General features: G+C 68.5%; 12 protein-coding genes. 4 read left to right on the top strand and 8 right to left on the bottom strand.

Features of this window, described 5'->3' with window-relative positions:
* Positions 1–35: 35 nt before the first annotated feature.
* The 4 genes from C1A30_RS07445 to C1A30_RS07430 all read right to left on the bottom strand — a co-directional run bounded on the left by C1A30_RS07445 (position 36) and on the right by C1A30_RS07430 (position 2,727).
* A complete protein-coding gene (locus C1A30_RS07445) occupies positions 36–641 on the bottom strand; it encodes a cation transporter (RefSeq protein ID WP_101947515.1) in 606 nt (201 codons plus the stop codon).
* Complete coding sequence (locus tag C1A30_RS07440) at positions 638–943, bottom strand: helix-turn-helix transcriptional regulator (protein ID WP_101947514.1); 306 nt, start codon at positions 941–943, stop codon at positions 638–640. Before C1A30_RS07440 ends, C1A30_RS07445 begins: the two co-directional genes overlap by 4 nt.
* A gap of 93 nt (positions 944–1,036) precedes the next feature.
* A complete protein-coding gene (locus C1A30_RS07435; protein WP_101947513.1) occupies positions 1,037–1,858 on the bottom strand; it encodes an enoyl-CoA hydratase/isomerase family protein in 822 nt (273 codons plus the stop codon).
* Positions 1,855–2,727 (bottom strand): ribokinase, encoded by an 873-nt coding sequence (locus C1A30_RS07430; RefSeq protein WP_101947512.1) that lies wholly within the window; start codon positions 2,725–2,727, stop codon positions 1,855–1,857. Before C1A30_RS07430 ends, C1A30_RS07435 begins: the two co-directional genes overlap by 4 nt.
* Before the next feature lie 75 nt (positions 2,728–2,802).
* Between C1A30_RS07430 and C1A30_RS07425 the strand changes: the two genes are divergently transcribed.
* The 3 genes from C1A30_RS07425 to C1A30_RS07415 are packed head-to-tail and all read left to right on the top strand — an operon-like array spanning position 2,803 to position 6,401.
* Positions 2,803–4,050 (top strand): glutamate-5-semialdehyde dehydrogenase, encoded by a 1,248-nt coding sequence (locus C1A30_RS07425; RefSeq protein ID WP_101947511.1) that lies wholly within the window; start codon positions 2,803–2,805, stop codon positions 4,048–4,050.
* Between the two features lie 9 nt (positions 4,051–4,059).
* Positions 4,060–4,959, top strand: a complete 900-nt coding sequence (locus C1A30_RS07420) for a MoxR family ATPase (protein WP_067806256.1) — start codon at positions 4,060–4,062, stop codon at positions 4,957–4,959.
* The gene (locus C1A30_RS07415) at positions 4,959–6,401 is read left to right on the top strand and encodes a VWA domain-containing protein (RefSeq protein ID WP_101947510.1); all 1,443 of its coding nucleotides are present in this window, start codon (positions 4,959–4,961) and stop codon (positions 6,399–6,401) included. The genes C1A30_RS07420 and C1A30_RS07415 overlap by 1 nt, the downstream gene beginning before the upstream one ends.
* Positions 6,402–6,480: 79 nt before the next feature.
* Here C1A30_RS07415 and C1A30_RS07410 read toward each other — a convergent pair whose 3' ends face one another.
* From C1A30_RS07410 to C1A30_RS07395, 4 genes are read right to left on the bottom strand one after another with little or no spacing between them, the layout of a single operon-like run.
* Entirely contained in the window at positions 6,481–7,716 is a 1,236-nt protein-coding gene (locus C1A30_RS07410) for an NAD(P)/FAD-dependent oxidoreductase (protein WP_101947509.1), read from the bottom strand.
* Entirely contained in the window at positions 7,713–9,101 is a 1,389-nt protein-coding gene (locus C1A30_RS07405; RefSeq protein ID WP_101947508.1) for an NAD(P)/FAD-dependent oxidoreductase, read from the bottom strand. Before C1A30_RS07405 ends, C1A30_RS07410 begins: the two co-directional genes overlap by 4 nt.
* On the bottom strand, positions 9,098–10,537 hold the full coding sequence (locus tag C1A30_RS07400; RefSeq protein WP_101947507.1) for an FGGY family carbohydrate kinase: 1,440 nt from the start codon (positions 10,535–10,537) through the stop codon (positions 9,098–9,100). The genes C1A30_RS07405 and C1A30_RS07400 overlap by 4 nt, the downstream gene beginning before the upstream one ends.
* Positions 10,538–10,539: 2 nt before the next feature.
* On the bottom strand, positions 10,540–12,042 hold the full coding sequence (locus C1A30_RS07395; protein ID WP_101947719.1) for an amino acid permease: 1,503 nt from the start codon (positions 12,040–12,042) through the stop codon (positions 10,540–10,542).
* 140 nt (positions 12,043–12,182) lie between these two features.
* On the opposite strand from C1A30_RS07395, the gene C1A30_RS07390 reads away from it, so the two are divergent.
* Positions 12,183–12,932, top strand: coding sequence for a GntR family transcriptional regulator (locus C1A30_RS07390; RefSeq protein ID WP_101947506.1), 750 nt, complete (start codon positions 12,183–12,185; stop codon positions 12,930–12,932).
* The last annotated feature ends 46 nt before the right edge of the window (positions 12,933–12,978 follow it).

The following is a 12,978-nucleotide window of genomic DNA, read 5'->3' as shown; positions in this document are numbered from 1 at the left end:
ACCGAATCCGAACGCCGGGAACAGTGTCAGTGAGATCAACGGCAGCATGGGTCACCGCGTTTCGCGTTGATGCCTTCGCGCACCGCGATCGCGGCGATGCCGAGTGCAGCGACAGGATCGGCCCACGACCAGCCGAACAGGCTGTTGCACAGCAGACCCGCAAGCAGGATCGCGGACAGGTAGGTGCACAGCAGCGTCTGCTTCGAATCCGCAACTGCCGACACCGATCCGAACTCCTGGCCGGCGCGGCGTTGCGCCAATGACAGCACCGGCATGACGACCAGGCTCGCCGCCGCGAGCACGATGCCGACCAGCGACGGCCGAGGCTCGCGGACACCGCACAGCGTCAGCACCGCGTCGACGGCGACGTAGGCAGCGAGCGCGAAAAACGAGTATGCGATGAACCGCAACGCGGCCTGCTCCCGGGTCTCGGGATCCTTTGCCGAGAACTGCCAGGCGACCGCCGCCGCCGACGACACCTCGACGACCGAGTCCAGGCCGAAGCCGATCAACGCCGACGAGGACACGCGCGCGCCCTCGGACACTGCGATCACCGCTTCAAGCACGTTGTAGGCGATGGTGGCGGCGACCAGCAGCCGGATCCGCCGCCGCAGCGTCGCGCGCCGCACGTCGACCGTCATGAGCAGCAGTTCGGGTCGACGGCGAGCACCAGGCCGACCAGGTCGTCGAGCGCGTGCGCGATCCGCGGATCGGCCAACTCGTAGCGGGTGCGGCGGCCCTCCGGCTGGGCCACCACCAGCCCACAGCCACGCAGGCAGGTCAGGTGGTTGGACAGGATCTGCCGCGACACCCCGATCTGGGTGGCCAACTCCGACGGATAGCCAGGGCCGTCGCGCAGCGTCAGCAGGATTTTGGTTCGAGTCGCGTCGGACAGCGCGTAGCCGAACCGGGCGAGGGCGTCGATGCGTGTGGCAACCTGCACGGACGCGATAGTACAGCAGAATCTGTACTATCCCCTTTTGCGATTTCGGTGTGATTAGTAGCGCCGCGCGCGACCAGACACACCGAAATCGCGCTAGAGGCGGCCGTCGGTGCGCAGGTCCGGGTGCACCCAGTCGGGCGAACGGCGCTCCTTGAACGCGCGGAAGCCTTCCAACGCCTCCGGCGACGAGTAGCTGGCCTGCATGCCGATGCGGTCGAACAACCCCATGTAGTTGTCCAGGCTGGACTTCACCACGCTGCGTGCCGCAGGCGCCGTCCGGCAGCACTGGCCGAGCACGTCGCGGGCCTCGTCGAGCAGCGAGTCGTGCGGCACCACCCGCGCGACCATGCCCCACTCCTGCGCCTCGGCGGCGGTCAGCGTCCTACCGGTGAACATCAGGTCGCGGGTCCGCACCGGCCCGATCAGTCGGGCCAGCATCTGGCTGTAGTAGGTGTCGGCGATACCGCGGAACAGTTCGGGGATGCGGAACGTCGCGCGGTCGCTGACCACGGCCATGTCGCTGCACAGCGCGATCTGCAGTCCGCCGCCCTGGCACAGTCCGTTGACGGCGGACACCACCGGCTTCACGGACTGCCGCAGCGTCTCGAACGGCGTGGCGTCCATGCCGAGCGCCGACCCGAACGTCAGCCAGTTGTCCGAACCGTCGCCGCCGCCCATGTCGCCGCCCGGCGCGAAAACGTCGCCGGTACCGGTGATCAGCAGCCCCGCCAGGTCGGGGTCGGCGTCGACATGCCGGACGGCGTACCGGATGCCGAAGTACATCGCGGGCGTCATCGCGTTGCGGGCCTGCGGGCGGTCCAGCGTGCACACCCCGAACGGCCCCTCGCGGGTGAAGCGCAGATACGGCGTGCCGAGCCAGTCGCCCTCCGGTGGACGCGGCGTGCTTGACGTCATAACTGCCTTTCTCTGTCGGCTACTGCGTCGTCGATGGCCTCCGCGTAGGGCGCGCAATCACCCGCGCCCGGCACCAGCGTCGACAATGCGCCTGCCGCGCAGGCTCGGCGCAGCGCATCCTCGTGGCCGTCCAGCCATCCGGCGGCCAGCACGCCGGCGAACACATCGCCTGCTCCGGTGGTGTCGACGGCCTCGACGGCAGGCGCCGGCACGTCGAAACGCTCGTCGTCACCCAGGTAGCTGGCCCCGCGCGCACCGCGAGTGATCACCAAATGCGGTACCGGCCAATGCCATTCCCGCGCCTCGGCCTCGTTGACCACGACCACGTCGGCGAGCTCGGACAGCGCCAGCAGCTGGTGGGGCCGGGCACCCGCCGGCGATGCGTTGAGCATCACCACCGCGTCGGCGGCCCGCGCGACGCCTGCGGCCGCAATCGCCGTCGCGATCGGGATCTCGAGTTGCAGCAGCACCACGTCGCTGTCGGCGATGACCGCGCGAATGTCGGGGGAGGTCACCGTCAGATGCGCGTTGGCGCCGGGCGCCACCACGATCATGTTCTCGGCCGCCGAGTCGACGACGATCGCCGCCGACCCGCTCGGCCCCGGCACGGTGACCACGCCGTCCAGGCCCACCTCGTTGTCGCGGAGGTGGGCGCGCAACTGCTCGGCCGCGGCGTCCGCGCCGAGCGCCGCCACAAGCTGCACGGACGCGCCCGCTCGGGCCGCCGCGACCGCCTGGTTACCGCCCTTACCGCCTGGCGCCGACGCCAGCGACGACGCAAGCACGGTCTGCCCCGGGCGGGGCAACGTATCCACGGTGAACGTGAGATCGGCGTTGACACTGCCCACCACACAGACCCGCGTCACCATAAGCCTCAACGCTAGCCCAGCCCGGTCGACCTGACACCCGTCGAGCGGTTCGGGCATGTCCGATACGCTGGGTCGATGAGTGTGCAGGCACCAGCGGTCTCCGACCTGCGTGAGCAGGTGCACGCCGCGGCGCGTCGGGCCCGCGTCGCCGCCCGTGAGTTGGCCACGCTGAGTACCGAGACGAAGAATTCCGCGCTGCACGCCGCGGCCGACAATCTGCTGCGCGACGCGGGCGCCATCCTGGACGCCAATGCCGAAGATCTGGCGACGGCAAAGTCGGCAGGCACCCCGGACGCGATGCTCGATCGGCTCGCGTTGAACCCGAACCGCATCGACGGCATCGCCTCGGGCCTGCGTCAGGTGGCGGGCCTACCCGACCCGATCGGTGAGGTGCTGCGCGGCCGCACCCTGCCCAACGGTCTGCAGTTGCGTCAGCAGCGCGTGCCGCTGGGTGTGGTCGGCATCGTCTACGAGGGCAGGCCGAACGTGACCGTCGACGCGTTCGGGTTGACGCTGAAGTCCGGTAACGCGGTGCTGCTGCGCGGTAGTTCGTCGGCGGCCCGCTCGAATGCCGCACTGGTGAAGGCGCTTCGCGATGGGCTGGAGTTGGAGAACCGCAATCCCGATGTGGTGCAGTTGCTGCCGAGTGAAGACCGCGCCAGCGTGACGCATCTGATCCAGGCGCGGGGCCTGGTCGACGTGGTGATCCCGCGCGGGGGCGCCGGCCTGATCGACGCGGTGGTGCGCGACGCGATGGTGCCGACCATCGAGACCGGCGTCGGCAATTGCCATGTGTACGTTCACGAATCGGCAGACCTCGACGTGGCCGAGCGTATTCTGCTGAACGCCAAGACCCGTCGGGTGAGCGTCTGCAACGCCGCCGAGTCGCTACTGATCGACAAGGCCATCGCCGACCACGCGGTGCCGCGGCTGACCAAGGCGCTGCAGGACGCCGGTGTCACCGTGCACACCGATCCGTCGGAGGAGGAACTGCGCGCCGAGTTCCTGTCGATGGACATCGCGCTGGCGGTGGTCGACGGTGTCGACGCCGCGATCGACCACATCAACGAATACGGCACCGGCCACACGGAAGCCATCGTCGCGACCAATCTTGCTGCGGCGCAACGGTTCAGCGAGCGGGTCGACGCCGCCGCCGTGATGGTGAACGCGTCGACGGCGTTCACCGACGGTGAGCAGTTCGGGTTCGGCGCCGAGATCGGCATCTCGACCCAGAAACTGCATGCCCGCGGACCGATGGGTCTGCCCGAATTGACGTCAACCAAGTGGATTGTGTGGGGAGACGGCCACACCCGCCCGGCTTAAGGAGCACATGTGAGCGTCCCTGCGCGCCCGGCGCCGCTGTTCGCCGACATCGACGATGTCGCGCGGCGGCTGGCCGAAACCGGCTATCTGCCCGACACCGCCACCGCCACAGCGGTTTTCCTCGCTGACCGGCTGGGCAAGCCGCTGCTGGTGGAAGGGCCCGCGGGTGTCGGTAAGACCGAGTTGGCGCGCGCCGTCGCACAGGCCACCGGATCCGGGCTGGTCCGACTGCAGTGCTACGAGGGTGTCGACGAGGCGCGTGCACTCTACGAGTGGAACCACGCCAAGCAGATCCTGCGCATCCAGGCAGGGCAGAGTTCGACTGCCGGCTCGGCCGGCGGTGACTGGGACCAGACCAAGATGGACGTCTTCAGCGAGGAATTCCTGCTGTCACGCCCGCTGCTCACCGCCATCCGGCGCACCGAGCCCACCGTGCTGCTGATCGACGAGACCGACAAGGCCGACATCGAGATCGAGGGCCTGCTGTTGGAGGTGCTCTCCGATTTCGCGGTCACCGTGCCGGAACTCGGCACCATCACCGCCGAGCGCGCACCTCTGGTGGTGCTGACCTCCAACGCCACCCGGGAACTGTCCGAAGCGCTCAAGCGCCGATGCCTGTTCCTGCACATCGATTTCCCCGATCCCGACCTCGAGCGCCGCATCCTGCTGTCGCGGGTGCCCGAGTTGCCGGAGCATCTGGCCGCCGAACTCGTCAAGATCATCGGCGTACTGCGCGGCATGCAACTCAAGAAGTTGCCGTCGGTGGCCGAAACCATCGACTGGGGCCGCACGGTGCTGGCCCTTGGCATGGACACCATCGACGACGAGGTGATCGCGGCGACGCTGGGCGTGGTGCTCAAGCACCAGTCCGACCAGGTGAAGGCGGCCGGGGAGCTGAGGCTGAACTGATGGCCGCCCGCCGCGTCCGCCCGCCCCAGCCGCTGGCGCCCCACGGAATTCCCGGTCACCTGGTCGAGTTCGTGGAAGCGCTACGCAAACAAGGCATTTCGGTCGGGCCGTCGGAGACCGTCGACGCGGGACGGGTGCTGTCCGTGTTGGGCCTCGGTGACCGGGAGGCGTTGCGCGAGGGCTTCGCGTGCGCGGTGCTGCGGCGCTCCGACCACCGTGACACCTACGACGCGCTGTTCGACCTGTTCTTCCCTGCGGCGTTGGGCGCCAAGACGGTGCTCGAGGACGACGAGGACACCGACGACGGCCAGGGCCTGCCGCCGGAGGACATCGAGGCGCTGCGCGCCGCGCTGGTCGACATGCTCAGCGAGAACGCCGATCTGGCCAACATGGACGAGCGGTTGGCGGCGATGATCGCGCAGATCGTCGAGGCCTACGGACGCTACCAGTCCAGCCGGGGCCCGTCGTACTCGTCGTATCAGGCGCTCAAGGCGATGAGCCTGGACGACCTCGAGGGCAGGCTGCTCGCGGGTCTACTGGCGCCCTACGGCGACGAGCCCACGCCGTCGCAGGAGCAGATCGCCAAAGCGCTTGCCGCGCAACGTATTGCGCAGTTGCGCAAGATGGTCGAGGCGGAGACCAAGCGCCGCACCGCCGAGCAGTTGGGCCGCGACCATGTGCAGATGTACGGCGTGCCGCAGCTGGCCGAGAACGTCGAATTCCTGCGTGCCTCAGGCGAACAGCTGCGCAACATGCGTCGGGTGGTGCAGCCGCTGGCGCGCACCCTGGCGACCCGGCTGGCCGCGCGGCGGCGTCGGGCCCGCGCGGGGGAGATCGACATGCGCAAGACGCTGCGCAAGTCGATGTCGACGGGCGGTGTGCCCATCGACGTCGTGCTCAAGAAGCCGCACCCCGCCCGCCCCGAACTGGTGGTGTTGTGCGATGTGTCGGGATCGGTGGCCGGCTTCAGCCATTTCACGCTGATGCTGGTGCACGCGCTTCGCCAGCAGTTCTCGCGGGTGCGGGTGTTCGCGTTCATCGACACCACCGACGAGGTCACCGAGTTGTTCGGCCCGGACGCCGATCTGGCGGTTGCGGTGCAGCGCATCACCCGCGAGGCGGGGGTGTACACCCGCGACGGGCACTCCGACTACGGCCACGCGTTCGTATCGTTCATGGAGAAGTGGCCGAACGTGCTGTCGCCGCGCAGTTCGTTGTTGGTGCTCGGCGACGGCCGCAACAACTACCGCAACCCGGAGACCGATCTGCTGGCCCACATGGTCAACGCCAGCAGGCACGCGCACTGGCTCAACCCCGAGCCCAGACATCTGTGGGGCAGCGGCGATTCGGCGGTGCCGCGGTATCAGGACGTCATCACCATGCACGAATGCCGGTCGGCCAAGCAGTTGGCCTCGGTGATCGACGCGCTACTGCCGGTCTGAGCCCCGCCGAACGTGGGTTACCCGCACGCTTGAGGCCGCCGGAGCGTGACGGTAACCCACGTTCGGCGCAAGAAGGACGTCACGCCAGCGACACCGTGACGTCGCCGCCGTCCGGGTCGGCACCGGCCACCAGCGACCACGGCGCCCGGTAGACCCGCCCTGGCGCGGCGGGCCACGGCGTGCGTTTGCTCCCGATCACCCGGCCGTCCTGCACCGCGACCAGCTTGGGCAGCCTGCGGTACTCGTCGACCCAGAACAACAGGTCGCCACGCGCCGCGACGCCGCCGTCAGGTGAAACAAGTTGTGGCGCAACCCATCTGAACGGCGACTCGACGCGCACCCGAACAGCCTTGGCGGGCTCGTCACGATCCCGCAGCCACTGCCGCACCGCTGTCGCGACGTGGCGACCATCCAGGGCCGCGCCGTCTGCGGTATCGACCGGGTGTAGCAGGTTGCCGACCGCGAACACCCCCGGGTGGCTCGTGCGCAGGCCGGCATCCACGAGTGGGCCGCGTGTCTGAGCATCCATCGCGAGCCCGCCGGTGCGGGCCAGTTCGTGATCGGGGATCCAGTCTCCGGTGAAGACGACGGTGTCGCAGTCGACCGTGGTCCGCTCACCGGTGACGACGTCCTCGACGACCGCGCTGTGCACCCGGTCCTTACCGTGAATGCCGACCAGCCGACTGGAGGTGAACACCGGCCCGGCCATCAGCAACCGGCCCGGCAGCCGAAAAGCCGTGTAGGCCTCGGCCTTCGGATACGCGCTCACCATCGCGACGGTGGCGCAGCCGGCGTCGCGCAGCGTCAGCACCGCCGACCAACTCACCAGTTCCGCACCGACGATCAGCGCCCGGGTGCCCACCTTCGCGTGGTGCAGATGCACAAGATTCTGCAACTGACCGGTGGTGTACACCCCGTCGGGCCGGTCGCCGGGGATCAGTCGCGCGGGCCGCGGTCGCTCCCGCGCGCCGGTGGCAAGGATCACCGCGTCAGCCGTGACGGTCCGCACGCCGCGCGGCGAGGTGATCTGCAGCGTGCGCTCGCCCGCCCATCCGGTGACCATCGCCTCGGTCTCGAGCACTGCGCCGACATCCTTGGCCGTCCCGGTCAGCCTGCGCGCGTAGGCCGGGCCTGAGATGAAGCGCCGCAGATCGCGCATCCCATAGCCGGGATGGTCGCTGTGACGCGGTATTCCACCGGTTTCGGCTTCGCGTTCGATGACAAGGACCTCGCCGTCGACCTGCGGCGCCAGCGCCGCCGCGGCCGTCAGCCCTGACGGCCCGCCGCCGACGATCGCGACCGCCACGTCGCTCATCGGGCGCCACCGCCCGCGGCCAGCAGTTCGGTTGTCCGCGCGCCGCAATAGAAGCCCTGGCAGCGGCCGTTCATCACCCGGGTGCGGCGCCGCAGCCCGTCGAGATCGGCTGGCGGAATGGGGGATTGGAACGCGTCGCGGATCTCGCCCGCGCTGACGCGTTCGCAGAAGCAGACGATGCGGCCGTATTCGGGGTCGTCGGCGATGCGCGCGGAATCCTGATACGGACGCGCCCCGACCTCGCCGATGTTCGGCATCCGCGGCGGCGCAGGCAGATCCGCACGCTCGGCGACGTCTAGCCCGGCGTCACCGAGCAGGCCGAGCACATGCTCGGCGATCGCCATCCCCGACGTGAGGCCGGTGGAGCGAATGCCGCCGACCAGGACGTAACGCGCCGCGGCGTCGACGTCGATCAGGTAGTCGTCGCGGTCGATGGCCGCCCGCAGCCCGGCATACGTCGCCGTGGTCTCCTCGTCGAACAGCGACGGCATCAGCGCCCGCCCCTTGCTGAGCAGGAAGTCGAAGCCTTCTTCGGAAGTGCCTGTGGCAGTTCGGTCGTCGAGGTTCTCCGACGTCGGCCCCACCATCACGTTGCCGTAGATGGTCGGGCTGACCAGGACGCCCTTGCCCCGGGACGACGGCACCGCCAACACGATCAGGGGCACCATCGGCCTGGTCAGTTTGTCGAACACCAGCAGTTCGCCGCGCCGCGGCGTCACAGTGAAGCGGTGATGCCCGAACTCTGCGTCGAGATGGTCGGCGCCGAGTCCCGCCGCGTTGATCACCCATCGACCGTGGACGTCACCGCGGGTCGTCTGCAGCGTCGTAAACCCCTCCGCGGCGACCACACCCGTCACCCGTGCGTTGCGCAACAGGTGCGCGCCGCGTTGCACGGCGTCGGTGGCCAGGGCGAGGTTCGTGGTCCAGGTGCAGATGATCGACTCGCCGGGGACGGTCAGCCCTGCCAACACACCGGGGCCGAGGTCGGGCACCCGCCGGTACACCTCGTCGGCGGTGACGATCTCGCAGTCGCGGTAGCCGTTGCGTTCGGCCTTGTCCTTCAACGCGGGCAGCGCATCGCGTTCCTCGTCGGTCCACGCCACCAGCACCGCGCCGGTGCGCTCGACCGGGATACCGGTCTGCTCCGCGTAGCCGCCCAGCAAGTCGTATCCGCGTGCCACCAAACGCGATTCGAGTGTTCCCGGCGTCGCATCGAAGCCGGTGTGCAGCAACGCGGTATTGGCCTTGCTGGTGCCGTCGCCGACATCGGCGCGCGCTTCCAGCAGCGCCACCGACAGGTTTGTGCCTGCCACGGCGCGGGCAATCGCGCAGCCCACGATTCCGCCGCCAACCACAACCACGTCGGAGACGTCGGGAGTGCTCATAGGGTCGTTGTTTCCTTCTGCGTCAGAACCGATTCGGCTGCCCGCGTCCAGTGCGCCAGAAATTCGGCGGCGCGGTCGGGCGACCACTCGGGTTCGTAGGTGTGCTGTGGCGTCCACGCCCCGACGGCGTCCGCCGCGTCCAGGCTCGGCTCGAGGGCCAACCGCGCGCACGCGGCGGCGCCCAGTGCGGTGGCGTGCAGCGACGGGTAGACGTCGACGGGAATCCGCGCCAGGTCGGCCTGCGCCTGCATCAGCACCGCGGACTGGGTCAGCCCACCGTCGACCCGAAGCCGCGTCAGTGGCTGTCCGAGGTCGGTGGCAACCAGGTTGACCAACGCGGCCACCTGCGCCGCGATGCCCTCCATCAGCGCGCGGACCAGTTGCCCGCGCTTGCTGCTCAGAGTCATCCCGGTGAACGATGCGGTGGCCGCCGAGTCCCACCACGGTGCGGCCAGGCCGGCCAGCGCGGGCACACACATCACTCCGTCACTGGAATCGGCTGCCGTGGAATCGATTTCGTCGGCAGCGGCAAGCAGGCCGAGGTCGACGGCCCAGCGCACCGCCGACGCCGCCGTGTACACCTGACCGTCGACGCAATACGACGTGAGGTCGCGTAGCCGCCAGGCCACCGAGGTGGTCAACCCCGACGCCGACCGGGCAGGCTTCCCGCCGAGTTGGGCCAGCAAGAAGGCGCCCGTCCCGAACGTGCACTTGGCCTGGCCGGGGTCCAAACAACTCTCCGCCAGCAGCGCCGCCTGCTGGTCCACGATCAGTCCGGCGACCGGAATCGTAGGACCGAAAACATCTGTGCTGCCGACGATTTGATCGCAGCCCACGATTTCGGGCAGCGCCTCGCCGGTCAGCCCGAACACGCCGAGGAGGTCGTCATCCCACCGGGCGGTGTCCAGCGCCGTCAACAGCGACCGACTGGCCGTCGACGCATCGGTGACGAACGCGCCGCACAGTCGGTGTACCAGCCAGGTGTCGGTGGTGGTGACCACGCCGTCGGTGGTCATGTTGGCCCGGATCCACGCCATCTTGGGCGCGGAGAAATACGGGTCGAGCACCAGTCCGGTGCGCTGCGCGACGATATCCGCCGATGCGGCCAACGGCGTGCAGACCGACTCGGCGCGCCGGTCCTGCCACACCACGGCCGGGGTGAGCGGACGGCCGGTGGCGCGATCCCAGGCCAAAACCGTCTCGCCCTGGTTCGCGAGCGCCACCGCGGCAACCGGTACGCCTGCCTCTCCCAGCGCTTTTCGCCCAGCGGTGACGACGGAGTCGAACAACGCTTCCGGATCCTGCTCGACTCCGCCGCCCGCCAGATATTCCGGTCGCACCGCGACTTCGGCGATCGACACGATCCGCCCGGCGTCGTCGACCACGATGGCCTTCGTGCCCGAGGTGCCCTGGTCGATCGCCAGGAAGTGCGGCATGGTCAATCCTTTGCGGCCTGCGCCTCGAGTTCGGCGTCGATCGAATGCATATCCGGCATCGACAGCCCCTTCCTGCCTCGGCTGACCAACAGATACCCGAGATAGATCGCGCCGATGACCACCATCACGATGACGTACGCCCACGCCTGCTTGAAACTCGCGTCCCGGAACAGCGCGAGTTCGAACACCAGCCACACGACCGCCACCACGAGCACCGGGATCTCCCAGGCGCCGAGATTGAACTTATCGCTGACCGGCAGCGACTTGCGCTTGATCAAATACAGCGCCACCGTCGATGCGTACATCACGGCGGGCAGCAGCGTGGCCGCGCCGAACAAGGTGAACAACGCCGTCTCCGACTGCGAGAAGACCGCCAGGATCAATTCGGCCAGAACGACATACAGCAGAGTGGCCTTCAGCGGCGTGCGGAACTTCGACGAGATCTGGTTCCACTGCTGCCAGCCGGGGAAGCGTTGGTCTCGCGACATCGCCCAGGTGAGCCGCACGCCGGTGATCATGATGACCAGCCCGCACGCGAAAATGGCCAACACCACCATCAGTAGTAACAGCGTCGAGACGGCCGATCCCAACGTCTTCTCGATGACGTCGGCGATCGGCGTGCCCGACTTCGCCAATTCGACGGGATCACCCGCGGCCAGCGTGACGGCCAGGATGAAGAAGAAGCCAAGCACACCCGACGCCAGCACGGCCTGCCACATCGCCCGCGGCACAACGCGTTCCGGATCGTTGGTCTCCTCGGCCAGATTCGCCGCGGACTCGAAACCCACGATCGTGAAGGCGCCGAGCAAGAAGCCGAGCATCCACGGGCCCGCGGTGGTCAGACCGCCGAAGCTCCAGTAGCCCTCGGCAGGCACGGCGCCCTTGCTGGACAGATTCGAGAAGTCCATATCGCCGCGCACCGCCGCGACGACGAGGAGCAGCACCGTCAGCGCCACCATCCCGATAAGTTCGAGGGAGACGAACGTGTTGTTCACGCGCTCCGCCCAGGGCGTCGACAGCGCCACCAGAGACGCCTGAATCAACAGCACGAGTGCGGTCACCAGCCACGCGATCGTCGGGGTGCCCTGATAGCTCAGCAGCACCGGCAGGATCGTCGACGCGATGGTGTAGTCCACCGCGACCACCACGATCGCCAGGAACGTGAACGAGATCCAGCCGAGGATCCAGCCCAGCACCGGGTTCGCCAACCGCGACATCCACTGGTAGTGGTAACCGGTCACCGGGATCCGGGCGGCCAGTGCGCCGAGGACCAACGCCACCGCGAGTTGGCCGGCGACGGCGATGGGCCAGGTCCAGATGCCCGCCGGGCCCGACGAGTTCAGCACCGATCCGTACGTGGTGAAGATGCCCGTCGCGATCGAGACGAACGCGAACGCCACCGCGAACGAGGCGAACTTGCCCGTGCGCCGCTCCAAGGCTTCTTGGTAGCCGAACTTGGCCAGGTCAGCGGCGTCGCTTCGCGCCGACGAATTCGGACCGGTCATCATTCCCTCCCGGTGGTATAGACCATGTGGTTGAACCGTAGTATCGGATGTGACCCACGCCATCGTCAACCCCGTCACAAGGTGTTTACAAGCAAGTGGCCTAGACCAGGTGGTTGGCGGATACGGTTAAGCTGCAAAGCATGCCTCGCGCCGCACGAAACGGGCCGCCGGCGACGCCGCGCTACATCGCGATCGCCGCCTTGGTGCGGGACCGCATCGCCACTGACCAGCTCGGACCCCATACCTTGTTGCCGTCCGAACGCGAATTGGCCGAAGAACACGGGGTCAGCCGGATGACCGCGCGCCAGGCGCTGTCGCTGCTGGAAAGCGAAGGGGTGGTCTACCGCAAGCCGCCCCGCGGCACGTTCGTCGCGGAGCCACGCGTCCGCTTTCACATCGGCAGCTTCTCCGAAGAGGTGTCGCGTCTCGGCCACCGGCCCGCCGCCCGCCTGTTGTGGGCCGAACATCAACATCCGACGCCCGCGGTGCGGATGGCCCTTGCGCTCGACGAGCACGCGATGGTGAACGTGTTCCACCGGTTGCGCACCGTCGACGATGTGCCGTTCGCCCTGGAGACCACGTTCCTGCCCGCGGATCTGACCCCGGGCATCCTCGACGTCTCCGACGACGGATCGCTGTGGGCGGTACTGCGCAACCGGTACGGCATCGATCTGGCCCGCTCGACGGCGGTGCTGGAATCGATCGTGCTCGACGACGCATCCAGCTCGCAGCTCGGCGTGCGCGCCGGATCGGCGGGCACACTGCTGACCCGACGCACCGAGGACGCCTCCGGGCGGTGTGTGGAGTACGCCCGCGACGTCTACCGCGCTGATCGGGCGTCGTTCGAGGTGTCCGAACTGCTGGGTTCGCACCGGCTCTCGTCGGTCTGATTTCCCGCCGAACGTGGGTTACCGTCACGCTCCAGCCGCTCGACGC

Source organism: Mycobacterium sp. 3519A (assembly GCF_900240945.1).
Classification (GTDB): Bacteria; Actinomycetota; Actinomycetes; order Mycobacteriales; family Mycobacteriaceae; genus Mycobacterium.
Note: the sequence above shows the minus strand (reverse complement) of the source record. Positions and strands in the feature narration are given on the sequence as shown.

What these genes read in the sequence shown, in the direction of transcription:
- C1A30_RS07425 (WP_101947511.1), top strand. Translation starts at nt 2,803, where the DNA reads ATGAGTGTGCAGGCACCAGCGGTCTCCGACCTGCGTGAGCAGGTGCAC.
- C1A30_RS07400 (WP_101947507.1), bottom strand. Translation starts at nt 10,537, where the DNA reads ATGCCGCACTTCCTGGCGATCGACCAGGGCACCTCGGGCACGAAGGCC.
- C1A30_RS07445 (WP_101947515.1), bottom strand. Translation starts at nt 641, where the DNA reads ATGACGGTCGACGTGCGGCGCGCGACGCTGCGGCGGCGGATCCGGCTG.
- C1A30_RS07430 (WP_101947512.1), bottom strand. Translation starts at nt 2,727, where the DNA reads ATGGTGACGCGGGTCTGTGTGGTGGGCAGTGTCAACGCCGATCTCACG.
- C1A30_RS07410 (WP_101947509.1), bottom strand. Translation starts at nt 7,716, where the DNA reads ATGAGCGACGTGGCGGTCGCGATCGTCGGCGGCGGGCCGTCAGGGCTG.
- C1A30_RS07435 (WP_101947513.1), bottom strand. Translation starts at nt 1,858, where the DNA reads ATGACGTCAAGCACGCCGCGTCCACCGGAGGGCGACTGGCTCGGCACG.
- C1A30_RS07390 (WP_101947506.1), top strand. Translation starts at nt 12,183, where the DNA reads ATGCCTCGCGCCGCACGAAACGGGCCGCCGGCGACGCCGCGCTACATC.
- C1A30_RS07395 (WP_101947719.1), bottom strand. Translation starts at nt 12,042, where the DNA reads ATGACCGGTCCGAATTCGTCGGCGCGAAGCGACGCCGCTGACCTGGCC.
- C1A30_RS07415 (WP_101947510.1), top strand. Translation starts at nt 4,959, where the DNA reads ATGGCCGCCCGCCGCGTCCGCCCGCCCCAGCCGCTGGCGCCCCACGGA.
- C1A30_RS07405 (WP_101947508.1), bottom strand. Translation starts at nt 9,101, where the DNA reads ATGAGCACTCCCGACGTCTCCGACGTGGTTGTGGTTGGCGGCGGAATC.